Here is a 15,513-nt window from a genome sequence, read left to right on the forward strand (position 1 = left end):
CGGCCGGCGGAGTGCGACGGCCGGGACCCGCCGCTCTCGTGGTCCGCCACGCTCATACAGCCGGTGACGGCGGTGAGGGCGGCGGCCACGGCGGCGAGCCGGACGGAAACAGGCAAGGGGCGCACGGAAGCCACCTCCGGGAGAAGAAGTCTCCGTGCCCAACTCCCCACGCCCGCAAAAGGAAACGGTCCCTCAGCCGTAGCCGAGCGCGTGCAGCCGCGCGTCGTCGATCCCGAAGTGGTGGGCGATCTCGTGCACCACGGTCACCTCGGTCTCCGCGACGACGTCCTCGCGCGTCTCGCACATCCGCAGCGTCGGCCCGCGGTAGACCGTGATCCGGTCGGGCAGCACACCCGCATACCACTCGCCGCGCTCGGTCAGCGGAGTGCCCTCGTACAGCCCGAGCAGCTCCGGGTCGTCCGCGGGCGGCTCGTCCTCGACGAACACCGCGACGTTGTCCATCAGCCGGGTCAGCTCCGGCGGGATCCGGTCCAGGGCCTCGGCCACCAGTTCCTCGAACTGCTCGCGCGTCATCTCCAGCACAAGGGCCATTGTCCGGCACGAACCCCGCCCACCGCCCGCACCACGGGGATCCGGTCCGCCCGCACCACGAGGATCCGGCCCGCCCCCAGAGCCACCGGCGCGCCGGAATATCTCGTGCCGCCCATGGGCATACGCGACCAATGGCCCGCCGCGACCCCGCCGCCGACCTGAACCGCCGCCGCTCCCTCGCCCGGGGGACCCGGGCGATACGGCACCGCATACGAAGGGCGGTGCGCGCCCCCGGCGCCCCCGGCGTCACCGCCTCCGCCCCCTCCACCCCCTTCACCGCCTCCACCCCCCTCACCGCCTCCGACCCCATCACCACCCTCGCCCCCGAGCCCCGCCCCTGGCCGCGTGCCCTCGGTCTGGTCGCCGTCGTGATCGCCGGGGCCTGGCTCGGCCTGCTGTGCGTGGGCGCCACCCGGGTGCCGGTCGGCCCCATGAACACCACGATGGCCCTGCGCCCCTCCCTCACCGGCGGCACCCGGATCAACGTCTCACCGCTCGGCTCCCTGGAACTGCGCAGCCACACCGCCCCGGTCAGCCTGGACGTGAACGTCGACCGGCTCGACCCCGAGCGCTCCCAGGCCCTGGTCGACCACCCCGAGCGGATCTCCGGCCTCCAGGACGAGGTGGCGCACGACGTCGAGCACGGCGCCCTCGACCTGGCCGTACGCTCCTGCGCCGCCGTGGTCTTCGGCGCGACCGCGCTCGGCCTCGTCGTCTACCGCCGCCCGCGCCGCGCCCTGGCCGCCGGCGGCCTGGCCCTGACGCTGCTCACCGCGTCCGGCGCGACGGCGTACGCGACCTGGAACCCCGAGTCCGTCCTGGAGCCGAGGTTCTCCGGGCTGCTCTCCTCGGCGCCCTCCCTGGTCGGCGACGCGCGCAGCATCGTCACCGAGTTCGACGTCTACCAGCGGGAACTGGCGCGCCTGGTCACCAACGTGACCAAGCTCTACGACGTCACCTCCACGCTCCCCGCCTACCAGCCCGATCCGACGACCGTCCGGGTCCTGCACGTCTCCGACATCCACCTCAACCCGGCGAGCTGGAAGATCATCGCCTCGCTGGTGCGGCAGTACCAGGTGGACGTGATCGTCGACTCCGGCGACACGATGGACCACGGCACGGCCGCCGAGAACGCCTTCCTCGACCCGGTCGAGAACCTGGGCGCGCCCTACGTCTGGGTGCGCGGCAACCACGACTCGCCCGCCACCCAGCGCTACCTGGAGCACCTGAAGAACGTGCACGTCCTGGACGACGGGCGGGCCGTGACCGTCGCCGGCCTGCGCTTCGCCGGGATGGGCGATCCCCAGTTCACCCCCCGACCGCTCCTCGCCGGTCGGCGGCGACGCCTCTGAGGAGCTGGCCGGCGCCCGCCTCGCCTCGGCCCTGCGCGACGAGCGCACCCGGGGCACGCCCGTCGACGTCGCGATCGCCCACGAGCCGGTGGCGGCGCGGGAGACGGACGGCACGGTGCCCCTGGTGCTGTGCGGCCATCTGCACCAGGAGGGCACGGAGATCCTCAAGTTCGGCACCCGGCTGCGCCGGGAGGGCTCCACGGGCGGCGGCGGTCTGCGCGCCCTGGAGGGCGGCCGCCCCGCGCCGATCGAGGCGTCGCTCCTCTACTTCGACCGGGACAGCCGCCGCCTCCAGGCCTGGGACGAGATCCGGCTGGGCGGCCTGGGACTCACCACGGCGGAGGTCAGCCGGCACCTTCCGAAGGAGAACCAGCCGGGCGCGGCCCCGCCGGCCACCGGGCCCGCCTCCCCCTCCGCGCCGTCCTCGCCCACCGGGCCGTGAACGGTTTTGGCGATACCCCCCGCCATCCCATATGCTTCTCACGTCCCCGACGCGCTGAGAAGCGCCCAGGCGGGCCGATAGCCCTCATCGTCTAGCGGCCTAGGACGCCGCCCTTTCAAGGCGGTAGCACGGGTTCGAATCCCGTTGGGGGCACGCAGTACGGTGTGCGACACTTACTCACGTTGGTTCGCACACAACCAGATGGTCCTGTGGAGCAGTTTGGAGTGCTCGCCACCCTGTCAAGGTGGAGGCCGCGGGTTCAAATCCCGTCAGGACCGCTGAGGTTTCACGTGAAACCTCGTGGCTGGGTAGCTCAGTTGGTACGAGCGATCGCCTGAAAAGCGATAGGTCGCCGGTTCGACCCCGGCCCCAGCCACCACCGCCCTTCTGGGCCAAAGCCCCTCTCCGGCACCACGGAGAGGGGCTTTCTCGTGCGCCTCGCAGTGCGTCCCCGCACCCTGTCCGGCGCACCCTGTCCGGCGCACTCCCGCTGTCCGGCGCACTCCCGCTGACCGCCACCGGCAAATCATTCGCGCGCAATTTCCCCGAGGTGAGATCCTGGATCGCGTATGTCTACGCATCCCGCCCCCGCCCTGGGCGCTCTCGCCTCCCGTCTCACCGAGCTGTCGCTGCGCGACGCGCACCGCGTCGGGCGCCGGCTCGAAGGCGCGCGCAAGATCCGCAAGCCGGAGGCGCGCGCCGCCGTCCTGGCCGAGATCGATGCCGAGGTCGCCAAGGCCGAGGAACGCATGGCCGCCCGGCGCTCCCGTGTGCCCGCCGTCAGCTACCCCGAGCAGCTGCCGGTCAGCCAGAAGAAGGACGAGATCGCGGCGGCCATCCGCGATCACCAGGTCGTGATCGTCGCCGGCGAGACCGGGTCCGGCAAGACCACGCAGATCCCGAAGATCTGCATGGAGCTGGGCCGGGGCGTGCGCGGCATGATCGGGCACACCCAGCCCCGCCGGATCGCGGCCCGCACGGTCGCCGAGCGGGTGGCGGAGGAGCTGGACACCCCGCTGGGCGCGGCCGTCGGCTGGAAGGTGCGGTTCACCGACCAGGTCGACCCGGAGGCCACCTTCGTCAAGCTGATGACGGACGGCATCCTGCTCGCCGAGATCCAGACCGACCGCGAGCTGCGCGCCTACGACACGATCATCATCGACGAGGCGCACGAGCGGTCCCTCAACATCGACTTCCTGCTCGGGTACCTGGCCCAGCTGCTGCCCAAGCGGCCCGACCTCAAGGTCGTCATCACCTCGGCCACCATCGACCCCGAGCGCTTCTCCCGGCACTTCGGCGACGCGCCGATCGTCGAGGTCAGCGGGCGGACGTATCCGGTGGAGGTGCGCTACCGGCCGCTGCTGGAGGACGACTCCGACGACGCCGACCGCGACCAGATCACCGCGATCACCGACGCCGTCGAGGAGCTGATGGCGGAGGGCTCCGGCGACATCCTCGTCTTCCTCTCCGGCGAGCGGGAGATCCGCGACACCGCGGACGCGCTCGACAAGAAGCGGTACCCCCGCGCCGGAGGCGCTGGTTGGCAGAGCACGGAAGTCCTGCCGCTGTACGCGCGGCTGTCCCACGCCGAACAGCACCGCGTCTTCCAGCAGCACACCGGCCGCCGGATCGTGCTGGCCACCAACGTCGCCGAGACGTCCCTGACCGTCCCCGGCATCAAGTACGTCATCGACCCCGGCTTCGCCCGGATCTCCCGCTACAGCCACCGCACCAAGGTGCAGCGGCTGCCCATCGAACCGGTCTCGCAGGCCAGCGCCAACCAGCGCAAGGGCCGCTGCGGCCGTACCTCCGACGGCATCTGCGTCCGGCTGTACTCCGAGGACGACTTCCTCGCCCGGCCGGAGTTCACCGACGCGGAGATCCTGCGCACCAACCTCGCCTCCGTGATCCTTCAGATGACCGCGGCCGGCCTCGGCGACATCGAGAAGTTCCCGTTCATCGACCCGCCGGACCACCGCAACATCCGCGACGGCGTGCAACTGCTCCAGGAGCTGGGCGCGCTCGACCCGGCGCAGAAGGACCCGCGCAAACGGCTCACCCCGACGGGCCGCAAGCTCGCCCAGCTGCCCGTGGACCCGCGGCTGGCCCGCATGGTGCTGGAGGCCGACCGCAACGGCTGCGCGCGCGAGGTCATGGTCATCGCCGCGGCCCTGTCCATCCAGGACCCGCGCGAGCGCCCCTCCGACAAGCAGACCCAGGCCGACCAGCAGCACGCCCGTTTCCGGGACGAGACCAGCGACTTCCTCGCCTTCCTCAACCTGTGGCGCTACGTCCGCGAGCAGCAGAAGGAGCGCGGCTCGTCGTCCTTCCGGCGCATGTGCAAGCAGGAGTTCCTGAACTTCCTGCGCATCCGCGAGTGGCAGGACATCTACACCCAGCTGCGCACGGTCGCCAAACAGATGGGCATCCAGCTCAACGAGGACGACGCCCCCGCCGACCGCGTGCACGTCTCGCTGCTGGCCGGACTGCTCTCGCACATCGGCATGAAGGACGTGAAGGAGTCCAAGGACGCCGCGCCGGGCGCCCGCAAGGACGGCGGACGGGGCGAGTACCTGGGCGCCCGCAGCGCCAAGTTCGCGATCTTCCCCGGCTCGGCGCTGTTCAAGAAGCCGCCGCGGTTCGTGATGTCGGCGGAGCTGGTGGAGACCTCGCGGCTGTGGGCGCGGGTCAACGCGAAGATCGAGCCCGAGTGGGTCGAACCCCTCGCGGAGCACCTGCTGAAGCGGACGTACAGCGAACCGCACTGGGAGAAGGACCAGGCCGCGGTGATGGCGTACGAGAAGGTGACGCTCTACGGCGTGCCGATCGTCGCCCAGCGGAAGGTGAACTACGGGCGGATCGACCCCGAGGCCAGCCGGGAGCTGTTCATCCGCAACGCCCTCGTGGAGGGCGACTGGCGCACGCACCACAAGTTCTTCGCCGACAACCGCAAGCTGCTCAGCGAGGTCGAGGAGCTGGAGCACCGGGCCCGCCGCCGGGACATCGTCGTCGACGACGAGACCCTGTTCGACTTCTACGACCAGCGGGTGCCCGAGCACGTCGTCTCCGGCGCGCACTTCGACTCCTGGTGGAAGCACAAGCGCCACGAGCAGCCCGACTTCCTGGACTTCGCGCGGGAGATGCTCATCCGGGAGTCCGCGGAGGCGGTCACCAAGGCCGACTACCCCGACTCCTGGCGGCAGGGGAACCTGAAGTTCCGGGTGACGTACCAGTTCGAGCCGGGCGCGGACGCGGACGGCGTGACCGTGCACATCCCGCTCCAGGTCCTCAACCAGGTCACCGACGAGGGCTTCGACTGGCAGATCCCTGGTCTGCGCGAGGAGGTCGTCACCGAGCTGATCCGCTCGCTGCCCAAGCCGATCCGCCGCCACTACGTGCCCGCGCCGAACTTCGCCCAGCGCTTCCTGGACACCGCGGTCCCGCTCCAGGAGCCGCTGACCACCACCATGGCGAGCGAGCTGAAGCGGATGGTCGGCGTGCCGTTCGAGGCCGAGGACTTCGACTGGGCCAAGGTCCCCGACCACCTCAGGATCACCTTCCGGATCGTCGACGAGCGGCGCCGCAAGCTGGCCGAGGACAAGGACCTCGAAGCGCTCCAGCTCAGGCTCCGGCCGAAGGCGCGCAAGGCCCTGTCCCAGGCCGCGGCGGCGACCGCCGAGCGCACCGGCGGCGAGTCGCTGGAGCGCGGCGGGCTGACCGACTGGACGATCGGCGCCCTCACCCGGATCTTCGAGACCCGGCGGGCGGGCCAGCCGGTGAAGGCGTACCCGGCGCTGGTGGACGACGGCGACACGGTCTCCGTACGCCTCTTCGACAGCGAGGCCGAGCAGGCCGAGGCGATGTGGAAGGGCACGCGCCGGCTGATCCTGCGCAACATCCCGGTCAACCCGGCGAAGTTCGCGTCCGAGAAGCTGACGAACCAGCAGAAGCTGGCGCTGTCGGCCAATCCGCACGGTTCGGTCCAGGCGCTGTTCGACGACTGCGCGATGGCGGCGGCGGACCGGCTGATCGGCGAGTTCGGCGGCCCGGCGTGGGACGAGGAGTCGTACCGCAAGCTGTACGACAAGGTGCGCGCCGAGATCGTCGACGTGACGGTGCGGGCGGTGGGCCAGGTGCAGCAGGTGCTGGCCGCCTGGCAGGCCTGCGAACGCCGTCTGAAGGCCGTCCGCAGCCCCGTGCTGCTGCCGAACCTGGCGGATGTGCGGGCGCAGTTGGACGCCCTGGTGAAGCCCGGCTTCGTGACCGAGGCGGGGATACGCCGGCTGCCCGACCTGATGCGCTACCTGGTCGCCGCCGACCGCCGGCTCCAGCAGATGCCGACGAACGTCCAGCGCGACACCACGCGCATGGAGAAGGTCCAGGAGATGCGGGACGAGTACGCCTGGCTGCTCGAACAGCTGCCGCAGGGCCGCCCGGTGCCCCAGCAGGTGCGGGACATCCGCTGGATGATCGAGGAGCTGCGGGTCAGCTACTTCGCCCACGCGCTGGGCACGGCGTACCCCGTCTCGGACAAGCGGATCGTGAAGGCGATCGACGCGGCGGCGCCGTGACAGCCCCGGCACAGTGAGTGAGTTCGACCAAGCGGCCAGCCTCCTGTAAAGTCTCATCTCGCAGCGCAACGCAGGAATCGCGCCGCGAAACCTGGTCCTGTGGAGCAGTTTGGAGTGCTCGCCACCCTGTCAAGGTGGAGGCCGCGGGTTCAAATCCCGTCAGGACCGCAGTTGCGAAGGCCCGCTTCCGGAAACGGAGCGGGCCTTCGGCGTACCGGAGCCGCTCGCATCGCAGGCCGCGCCCGCGGCGGAGCCGCGATCGGACACAGCAAATCCCGTCAGGACCGCAGTTGAGAAGGCCCGCTTCCGGAAACGGAGCGGGCCTTCGGCGTACCGGGGCCGGTGCGGCTGCCGCAACTCCCGTCAAGACCGCCCCCGTTGCCCGCGCAGGCGAGGCGGTGCCGGCGGGCGGGACGGACGCGGCGCGGGGTGTCCCGTGTCTTGACGGAGTCACATTCGCTCGGTACCCAGGGAGCGGGGCGCCGTTCCGGTACGGCCCCCGCTGGAGGTGGCGTATGGCGGCATCGGCCAGGCACGAGACACGGGCCCTGCTCCGCGCGCACCTCGCGGCCGCCGCGTCCTACCGCCACTCCACGCGCCGCTGCCCCGTCTGCCGCCACCTGCTGCGCCTCGCGATGGACAGCGCGCCCGGGGCGGCCCCCGACGCCCCGCAGACGGCGCCGGAGCCGCCGGCGGACCGGGCGGCGGCAGCAGCGCCGGAGAGCGGGCCGCAGCCCTCCCCCGCGTGACCCGGACCCCGCGCCCGACCGCCTCGGGACCGAACTCCCGTGCGGGCATGGGGTGGTGGAACCGGAACCTCCATTAGCGCACCGCGACGGCGGCCAACAAGCGGTCAGCCGTGTGACGGGTGTCACCGTACGAGTTTTGGAAAGCCCGGGACTTACACCTCTCCTACAAGGGGTCAATTTAATATGTGCAATTGCACTTGTCCGCAAGTGTCTCCACAGAGGATTCGACACCCCTCCCCAGGCTCCGACAAGGCCGCTCACAGAGCCGCCCCACAGCCCCCTCGGACGCACAAAAAAGATCGCGCTGGACCCGGCGGAGTCCAGCGCGACCTACGACGCACCCTGTTCACTTGCCTGACGAGCTCTGACGGCTTGGGCGTGGGGCCTGTTGGGGCAGGACCCGCGTCGCTTGGAGCTATGGGCCCGGACATGACAGCCAGTTGGGGGACCAGCCGGTTTGCCCGGTTATGGAGTTGTTCAGGCCTCGCTGCGCTGCTGCGGGATGCCCGCGAGCAGAGCGCGGACCTCGGCCTCGCGGTAGCGGCGGTGCCCGCCGAGCGTGCGGATCGACGTGAGCTTGCCGGCCTTCGCCCAGCGCGTGACCGTCTTGGGGTCGACGCGGAACATGGTGGCGACCTCAGCCGGGGTCAGCAGCGGCTCGGCATCAGGGGTGCGAGCGGTCATGAGCGGCCTCCTCGGGAGAACCGAACCTTCTCGGTTCTTTCCTTAAATTCTGCACCTTGACCCGCGTTGCCCGAAATGGCGGACGCGAGTCGAGTCGGTTATAGGACGAACGGCTTGTCCTCGGCACTACAACTACACCATCTGTCCAGCCGCGTCGGCCAAACCGATGGAATTGCCCTCCCAGGTGTTCATCAGCGACGGAAGCCGATGGACCATGCCATAGCGGACAGTCACACCACTGTGACGATCAGTCACAGGGTGATCAGGAAGTCACCAGACCCCCCAAAGCGTGCAATGCTGAGATTCCGCCCAGATCGGAGCACAGATGGGCGGAAGGAGCCCTCCCCGGACTCCTTGTCCTATTTTGGCATGAGGAGGGGCAAGCAGGGCAAGGGTCTTGTAAGTGCTGTAGATCACCCTTGGAACAAAGGCCCGGATCGCGACCGGCCGCCGCCGTTCGCTCCCTACGCCCCGTCAGTTCCGCCGAAGGCCCTTGACCGTACGTCGTTCGGCCACGTTCGAGCCGTGATGCAGGTCACATGTTCGTACGTCAGTTCGCCGAGCGCCGGTCGCGTACCGCCCGCCACCGCTCCACGAGCCGCCCGTACGCCTCCCCCGCGCTCTCCGCGTCGCCCCGGCGCAGCGCCTCGATCCCCTCGGCCACGTCCGCCGCCGAGTGGTCGCCCTCCAGATCGCCGGCCGGCAGCACGTGCACGAGGCCGCCGTAGTCCAGCTCCACCAGGGAACGCGGGTGGAACTCCTCCAGCCAGCGGCCGACGTCCACCAGGCCGTCGATCAGCGGCCCCTCGTCGATGGCGTCCCTGAGCGCCCGCAGCCCCCGCGCCACCCGCCGCCGCGCCTGCACCATCGGGGTGCGGTAGCGCAGCGAGGGCGCGCCGTCGCCGCAGTCCGCGCCGGCCCCGGTGCCCTTCGTGTACTCCCGCTCCTCGTCGGCGACCAGCACGAACCAGGTGAGCGGCACCTGCCAGGTCGCCGTGCGGATCCACGGCCGGGCGTCCGGGTTGCGGGCGAGCCAGCGCTCGTGGTCCTGGGCGGCCTGGTGGCGCAGGAGCGGGGGCAGCGCCGCGTCCAGGACCACCGCCGGCAGCTCCCCGGCCAGCTCGTCGAGCGCCCGCCAGGCGCGCAGCCGGGTGCGCCAGGGGCAGACGCAGACCACGCCGTCCACGTCGAGGACGAACGCGTCCGGGCTCTCGTGCACCGGCACCGCCACCGGCGGGGTGGGCAGCAGGTCGGCCAGCGAGCGGCGCAGTTCGTCCTGGCAGGAGGGGCGGTCCTCGCGGCGGGCGTAGCGCGTCCAGTGTCCGCGTTCCGGTTCCGGGAAGGCCGCCAGCGGCTCGTAGACGCGCAAGTAGGCCGCGTACGGGACGACCACGGAGGACACCTTGGGCACGCCTGCTCCCTCCCCACCGGTCCGGAACCGAAACCCGGCCGGCCCGCGCCCGGACGGACGGAAAACCACGGCAAATCGTCGCACGTCCGGATGGGAAGGTACTCCTAGGGAGGGTGATCCGGACCACTGCGCCCGTGCCGGGCGAGTCAGGGTCTAACCTCCTGCCACGGCCTCCGCCACCTTCACGGAAGCCCGTCCCGCCCGCCGCTACTTACCCGGGAGTCACCACAGTGACCGACGTAACCGGCGCATCCGCTGACGTACTGCACGCCCTCTTCCGCTCCGAGCAGGGCGGCCACGAGCAGGTCGTGCTCTGTCAGGACCGTGCCAGCGGCCTCAAGGCCGTCATCGCCCTGCACTCCACCGCCCTGGGCCCCGCCCTCGGCGGCACCCGCTTCTACCCGTACGCGAACGAGGCGGAGGCCGTCGCCGACGCGCTGAACCTCGCCCGCGGCATGTCGTACAAGAACGCCATGGCCGGGCTCGACCACGGCGGCGGCAAGGCCGTGATCATCGGGGATCCCGAGCAGATCAAGACCGAGGAGCTGCTGCTCGCCTACGGCCGCATGGTGGCCTCCCTCGGCGGCCGCTACGTCACCGCCTGCGACGTCGGCACCTATGTGGCCGACATGGACGTCGTGGCGCGCGAGTGCCGCTGGACGACCGGCCGCTCCCCGGAGAACGGCGGCGCGGGCGACTCCTCCGTGCTGACCGCCTTCGGCGTGTACCAGGGCATGCGGGCCTCGGCGCAGCACGTCTGGGGCGACCCGACGCTGCGCGGCCGCACGGTGGGCGTCGCGGGCGTGGGCAAGGTCGGGCACCACCTCGTGCGGCACCTGCTGGACGAGGGCGCCGAGGTCGTGATCACGGATGTGCGGCCCGAGGCCGTGCGGCGCGTCGTCGAGGCGCACCCGTCCGTCGCCCAGGTGGCCGACACCGAGGCGCTGATCCGGGTGCCGGGGCTCGACGTCTACGCGCCCTGCGCGCTCGGCGGCGCGCTGAACGACGACTCGGTGGCGGCGCTGACCGCGAAGGCGGTGTGCGGCGCGGCCAACAACCAGCTCGCGCACCCCGGCGTCGAGAAGGACCTCGCCGACCGCGGGATCCTCTACGCGCCGGACTACGTGGTGAACGCCGGCGGGGTCATCCAGGTCGCCGACGAGCTGCACGGCTTCGACTTCGACCGGTGCAAGGCGAAGGCCGCGAAGATCTTCGACACCACGCTCGCAATCTTCGCACGTGCGAAGGAAGACGGGATTCCGCCGGCCGCGGCGGCCGACCGGATCGCGGAGCGGCGGATGGCGGACGCGCGCAGGTGACCTCCCGTGCGCGCGGACGCCGGACGCCCGCGCGCACGGCCCTGTCGCACGGCTGACCGGTACCTGTCGGCAGGCGGTGGGAGACAACTCTCACGTCGACCGGCGGGTCGCCCGCCGAGAAGTGGTTAAACTCGCCACTGACCAGCGAGGACGGGGCGCCTCGAAGGTCCTGCGCACACGTGCTTCCTGCGGGCGACGTACCGTATGGGCGCGGGCTCAGGTACCGTGGAAGCCCTACGGACCGGTCTCTCCACGGAGAGCCCGTGCCGGATCATGAACGCGTGTCAAGACTCTGGGGCCGTCGAGCCCCGTCGTTGAGGGGGTCGAGCCATGGGGCGCGGCCGGGCCAAGGCCAAGCAGACGAAGGTCGCCCGCCAGCTGAAGTACAACAGCGGTGGGACTGATCTCTCACGCCTGGCCGAGGAGCTGGGCGCATCGACGTCGAATCCGTCGCCGACCAACGGCGACCATTTCGAGGAAGATGAGCAAGACGACGACCTGTACGCACGGTACGCCGACCTCTACGAGGACGACGACGAGGAAGAGGACGACAACTCCTCGCACCAGCGTCGCCGCGGCGCTTGACCTTGCATTGACCACTGCCCGGTCCGTGGGTCTCCCACGGACCGGGTTCTGTGCTGTCCGTGCCCGGGTCCGCGCTCGTGACCGTGCCCCAGCCGTCGGCGCCGGAGCGCCGACGGCCGTCGCCGTGTCTCAGCCCGCGTAGTCGCCCACCAGGGCGGCGCCCTCGGGGTGCGCGCCGCGGTCGGTGATCTCGCCGGCCACCCAGGCGTCGACCCCGCGGTCGGCCAGGGTGGTCAGGGCCGCGTCGGCGGACTCCTCGGGGACGATGGCGATCATGCCCACGCCCATGTTGAGGGTCTTCTCCAGCTCCAGTCGCTCGACGTCGCCGGTCCGGCCGACGAGGTCGAAGACGGGGGCCGGGGTCCAGGTGGCGCGGTCGACCACGGCGTGCAGGCCGTCCGGGATCACCCGGGCCAGGTTGGCGGCGAGCCCGCCCCCGGTGACGTGGCTGAAGGCGTGCACCTCGGTGGTGCGGGTCAGCGCCAGGCAGTCCAGCGAGTAGATCTTGGTGGGCTCCAGCAGCTCCTCGCCGAGAGTGCGGCCGAACTCCTCGACGTGCGCGTCCAGGGCCAGGCCGGCCTGGTTCAGCAGCACGTGCCGGACCAGGGAGTACCCGTTGGAGTGAAGGCCGGAGGACGCCATGGCGATCACGGCGTCACCCGTGCGGATGCGGTCGGGACCGAGCAGCCGGTCGGCCTCCACGACGCCCGTACCGGCCCCGGCGACGTCGAAGTCGTCCGCGCCGAGCAGCCCGGGGTGTTCGGCCGTCTCGCCGCCGATCAGGGCGCAGCCCGCCAGCACACAGCCTTCGGCGATGCCCTTGACGATGGCGGCGACCCGCTCGGGGTGCACCTTGCCGACGCAGATGTAGTCGGTCATGAACAGCGGCTCCGCGCCGCACACGACGATGTCGTCCATGACCATGGCGACCAGGTCGTGGCCGATCGTGTCGTACACGCCGAGCTGCCGGGCGATGTCGACCTTGGTGCCGACGCCGTCGGTGGCGGAGGCGAGCAGCGGACGCTCGTAGCGCCGCAGCGCCGAGGCGTCGAAGAGGCCGGCGAAGCCGCCGAGGCCGCCCAGCACCTCGGGCCGCCGCGTCTTCCTCACCCATTCCTTCATCAGCTCGACGGCGCGGTCGCCCGCCTCGATGTCGACGCCGGCAGCCGCGTAGGAAGCACCGGACGTGCCGGACGCGCCGGTGGTTGTCTCAGACATTGCCTGGGATCTTTCGGGTTGGTGAAAGGGGGCTGGCGGGGCGCCTACGGGCGCCGGATCGCGTCGGCGGCGGCCGTGGCCGCGGGCCCGGCGGCCAGCTCGGTCTCCAGCAGCTGCTTGCCGAGCAGCTCCGGGTCGGGCAGCTCCATCGGGTACTCGCCGTCGAAGCAGGCGCGGCACAGGTTCGGCTTGGCGATCGTGGTCGCCTCGATCATGCCGTCGATGGAGATGTACGCCAGCGAGTCGGCGCCCAGCGAGGTGCCGATCTCCTCGATGCTCATGCCGTTGGCGATCAGCTCGGCGCGGGTGGCGAAGTCGATGCCGAAGAAGCACGGCCACTTCACCGGCGGCGAGGAGATCCGGATGTGGACCTCGGCGGCGCCCGCCTCGCGGAGCATGCGGACCAGGGCCCGCTGGGTGTTGCCGCGGACGATCGAGTCGTCCACGACCACCAGGCGCTTGCCCTTGATGACTTCCTTCAGCGGGTTCAGCTTGAGCCGGATGCCGAGCTGGCGGATGGTCTGCGAGGGCTGGATGAAGGTACGGCCCACATAGGCGTTCTTCACCAGGCCGGCGCCGAACGGGATGCCGGACGCCTCGGCGTAGCCGATCGCGGCGGGAGTGCCGGACTCCGGGGTCGCTATCACCAGGTCGGCCTCGGCGGGGGCCTCCTTGGCGAGCCGGCGGCCCATCTCGACGCGCGAGAGGTAGACGTTCCGGCCGGCGATGTCGGTGTCGGGGCGGGCCAGGTAGACGTACTCGAAGACGCAACCCTTGGGCTTCGCTTCTGCGAATCGAGAGGTGCGCAGGCCGTTCTCGTCGATGGCGACGAACTCGCCCGGCTCGATCTCGCGGACGTAGGCGGCGCCGCAGATGTCCAGCGCCGCAGACTCGGAGGCGACCACCCAGCCGCGCTCCAGGCGGCCGAGGACCAGCGGGCGGATGCCCTGCGGGTCGCGGGCCGCGTACAGGGTGTGCTCGTCCATGAAGACGAGACTGAAGGCGCCCTTGACCTGCGGGAGGATGGTGTGGGCCGCCTGCTCGATGGTCAGCGGCTTGCCGTCGGCGTCGACCTGGGCGGCCAGCAGGGCCGTCAGCAGGTCGGTGTCGTTGGTGGCCGCGACGCGGGTGGAGCGGCCGTTGGTGTCCTTGGGCAGCTCGGCGACCATCTCGGCCAGCCGGGCGGTGTTGACGAGGTTTCCGTTGTGGCCGAGCGCGATCGAGCCGTGCGCGGTGGCACGGAACGTCGGCTGGGCGTTCTCCCACACGGAGGCGCCGGTGGTCGAGTAGCGGGCGTGTCCGACCGCGATGTGACCCTGGAGCGAACCGAGCGAGGTTTCGTCGAAGACCTGGGACACGAGGCCCATGTCCTTGAAGACGAGGATCTGGGAGCCGTTGCTGACCGCGATTCCCGCGGATTCCTGGCCCCGATGCTGGAGGGCGTAGAGCCCGAAGTACGTGAGCTTTGCGACCTCTTCGCCCGGAGCCCAGACACCGAAGACGCCGCATGCGTCCTGGGGGCCTTTCTCACCGGGGAGCAGATCGTGATTGAGTCGACCGTCACCACGTGGCACGCCTCCGAGTCTAAGCGAGGTCGACCACTGGTCCGAATTCGGGATGGGCGGCGACAGTGGATCTTCCGCCGGGCGCGATGGCGACAATACGGCCGTATTCGCAGGTCAGAGTGCTCGTCGGACGATTCGTCCCGATGCCCTGCCCGGCGGGCGGGACAGCGCCGTGGGCTGCTGCGGAGCGGACCGCGAGTGATGTGCCGCACATCGCCCCCGGGGTCCGGCGCGGCCGGTGGGTCAGGCCATGAGCGGGAGCAGCCGCGAGAGGTCGGCGCGTTCGCCGCTCGCGCTCACCCGCGCCTGAGCCACGGCGTCCTTCCAGGCCAGCCGCCCGGTGGCCAGCCGGACCCAGGTCAGCGGGTCGGTCTCGACGACGTTGGGCGGGGTGCCGCGGGTGTGCCGGGGCCCTTCCACGCACTGCACGACGGCGAACGGCGGCACCCGCACCTCGGTGGAGCCGCCGGGCGCGCGGACGGCGAGGGTGTCCGCCAGAAGCCGGGTGCAGGCGGCGAGCGCCTGACGGTCCAGGGGGACGTCGAGGCCGGGCACGGCGGCGTTCAGGTCGTCGGTGTGGACGACGAGTTCGACGGTGCGGGTGACCAGGTAGTCGGCGAGGATCATGCCGCCGGCGCGGGTCTCGATGAGCCGGTCGTGCGGCGCCCGGGCCAGGGTCTCGGCGATGCGCTCGCCCACCCGCGCGTACAGGGCGTCCGGATCGGGGTGGGCCTCGGCGAGCGCGTGGGTGCCGTCGGCGATGGCCTCGGCGTACCGGACGGTGGCCGAGGCGTAGTCCAGGGGCCCGAGTTCGGCGCGGGCGGGTTCGGGGCGCTCGGCGGCCCGGCTGACGCTCTCCACGGCCATGGTGAGGTGGGCGGCGAGGTCCCGTACGGTCCAGTCGCCGAGGCGGGTGGGCAGCGCGAGCTGCTCGCCGGTGAGGCCGTGGACGGCCTCCCGCACGTGGGAGAACTGGGCGAGCACCGCCGCGCGGATCTTGGCGGGGTCGTAGGTCCGGGTGCGCTTCTTGGCCGGGGGCATGGCAGCGAGCCTAAGCGGTCGGGA

Annotated in this window: 10 protein-coding genes, 4 tRNA genes and 1 pseudogene; 9 read left to right on the forward strand and 6 right to left on the reverse strand. The window is 71.2% G+C overall.

Going from position 1 to position 15,513, the window contains the following annotated elements; genetic code table 11:
• Positions 1-192: 192 nt before the first annotated feature.
• Positions 193-543 (reverse strand): metallopeptidase family protein, encoded by a 351-nt coding sequence (locus tag ABEB07_RS32595; protein WP_164589629.1) that lies wholly within the window; start codon positions 541-543, stop codon positions 193-195.
• 140 nt (positions 544-683) lie between these two features.
• Between ABEB07_RS32595 and ABEB07_RS32600 the strand changes: the two are divergent.
• The 7 genes and pseudogenes from ABEB07_RS32600 to ABEB07_RS32630 all read left to right on the forward strand — a co-directional run bounded on the left by ABEB07_RS32600 (position 684) and on the right by ABEB07_RS32630 (position 7,666).
• A pseudogene (locus ABEB07_RS32600) lies at positions 684-2,346 on the forward strand (metallophosphoesterase family protein).
• Between the two features lie 80 nt (positions 2,347-2,426).
• Positions 2,427-2,499 (forward strand) — tRNA-Glu (locus ABEB07_RS32605).
• A 50-nt stretch (positions 2,500-2,549) separates the two neighbouring features.
• A tRNA-Asp gene (locus tag ABEB07_RS32610) sits at positions 2,550-2,624 on the forward strand.
• A gap of 24 nt (positions 2,625-2,648) precedes the next feature.
• A tRNA-Phe gene (locus ABEB07_RS32615) sits at positions 2,649-2,725 on the forward strand.
• 190 nt (positions 2,726-2,915) lie between these two features.
• On the forward strand, positions 2,916-6,917 hold the full coding sequence (gene hrpA / locus ABEB07_RS32620; protein WP_345671656.1) for an ATP-dependent RNA helicase HrpA: 4,002 nt from the start codon (positions 2,916-2,918) through the stop codon (positions 6,915-6,917).
• Between the two features lie 93 nt (positions 6,918-7,010).
• Positions 7,011-7,085, forward strand: a tRNA-Asp gene (locus tag ABEB07_RS32625).
• A gap of 347 nt (positions 7,086-7,432) precedes the next feature.
• On the forward strand, positions 7,433-7,666 hold the full coding sequence (locus tag ABEB07_RS32630) for a DUF6274 family protein (RefSeq protein WP_345671657.1): 234 nt from the start codon (positions 7,433-7,435) through the stop codon (positions 7,664-7,666).
• Between the two features lie 477 nt (positions 7,667-8,143).
• On the opposite strand, the gene bldC is transcribed toward ABEB07_RS32630, so the two are convergent.
• A complete protein-coding gene (gene bldC, locus ABEB07_RS32635; RefSeq protein WP_003949541.1) occupies positions 8,144-8,350 on the reverse strand; it encodes a developmental transcriptional regulator BldC in 207 nt (68 codons plus the stop codon).
• Positions 8,351-8,900: 550 nt separating this feature from the next.
• Entirely contained in the window at positions 8,901-9,761 is an 861-nt protein-coding gene (locus tag ABEB07_RS32640; RefSeq protein WP_176149603.1) for a hypothetical protein, read from the reverse strand.
• Positions 9,762-9,991: 230 nt separating this feature from the next.
• On the opposite strand from ABEB07_RS32640, the gene ABEB07_RS32645 reads away from it, so the two are divergent.
• Both ABEB07_RS32645 and ABEB07_RS32650 read left to right on the forward strand, forming a co-directional pair.
• Positions 9,992-11,080, forward strand: coding sequence for a Leu/Phe/Val dehydrogenase (locus tag ABEB07_RS32645; protein WP_176149604.1), 1,089 nt, complete (start codon positions 9,992-9,994; stop codon positions 11,078-11,080).
• Positions 11,081-11,410: 330 nt separating this feature from the next.
• Positions 11,411-11,665, forward strand: coding sequence for a DUF3073 domain-containing protein (locus ABEB07_RS32650; RefSeq protein ID WP_164589623.1), 255 nt, complete (start codon positions 11,411-11,413; stop codon positions 11,663-11,665).
• A 129-nt stretch (positions 11,666-11,794) separates the two neighbouring features.
• Here ABEB07_RS32650 and purM read toward each other — a convergent pair whose 3' ends face one another.
• The 3 genes from purM to ABEB07_RS32665 form a co-directional block, all read right to left on the reverse strand.
• Positions 11,795-12,883, reverse strand: coding sequence for a phosphoribosylformylglycinamidine cyclo-ligase (purM, locus tag ABEB07_RS32655; protein WP_176149605.1), 1,089 nt, complete (start codon positions 12,881-12,883; stop codon positions 11,795-11,797).
• A gap of 44 nt (positions 12,884-12,927) precedes the next feature.
• On the reverse strand, positions 12,928-14,457 hold the full coding sequence (purF, locus tag ABEB07_RS32660) for an amidophosphoribosyltransferase (RefSeq protein ID WP_345671659.1): 1,530 nt from the start codon (positions 14,455-14,457) through the stop codon (positions 12,928-12,930).
• A 234-nt stretch (positions 14,458-14,691) separates the two neighbouring features.
• Positions 14,692-15,489 (reverse strand): maleylpyruvate isomerase family mycothiol-dependent enzyme, encoded by a 798-nt coding sequence (locus ABEB07_RS32665; protein WP_345671660.1) that lies wholly within the window; start codon positions 15,487-15,489, stop codon positions 14,692-14,694.
• Between the last annotated feature and the right edge of the window lie 24 nt (positions 15,490-15,513).

It is taken from the genome of Streptomyces similanensis (genome assembly GCF_039543625.1).
Lineage (GTDB): Bacteria > Actinomycetota > Actinomycetes > Streptomycetales > Streptomycetaceae > Streptomyces > Streptomyces similanensis.

Bases quoted from the DNA above. Each gene is read 5' to 3' on its own strand.
- hrpA (WP_345671656.1), top strand. From the start codon at position 2,916: ATGTCTACGCATCCCGCCCCCGCCCTGGGCGCTCTCGCCTCCCGTCTC.
- ABEB07_RS32630 (WP_345671657.1), top strand. From the start codon at position 7,433: ATGGCGGCATCGGCCAGGCACGAGACACGGGCCCTGCTCCGCGCGCAC.
- bldC (WP_003949541.1), bottom strand. From the start codon at position 8,350: ATGACCGCTCGCACCCCTGATGCCGAGCCGCTGCTGACCCCGGCTGAG.
- ABEB07_RS32650 (WP_164589623.1), top strand. From the start codon at position 11,411: ATGGGGCGCGGCCGGGCCAAGGCCAAGCAGACGAAGGTCGCCCGCCAG.
- purM (WP_176149605.1), bottom strand. From the start codon at position 12,883: ATGTCTGAGACAACCACCGGCGCGTCCGGCACGTCCGGTGCTTCCTAC.
- ABEB07_RS32665 (WP_345671660.1), bottom strand. From the start codon at position 15,489: ATGCCCCCGGCCAAGAAGCGCACCCGGACCTACGACCCCGCCAAGATC.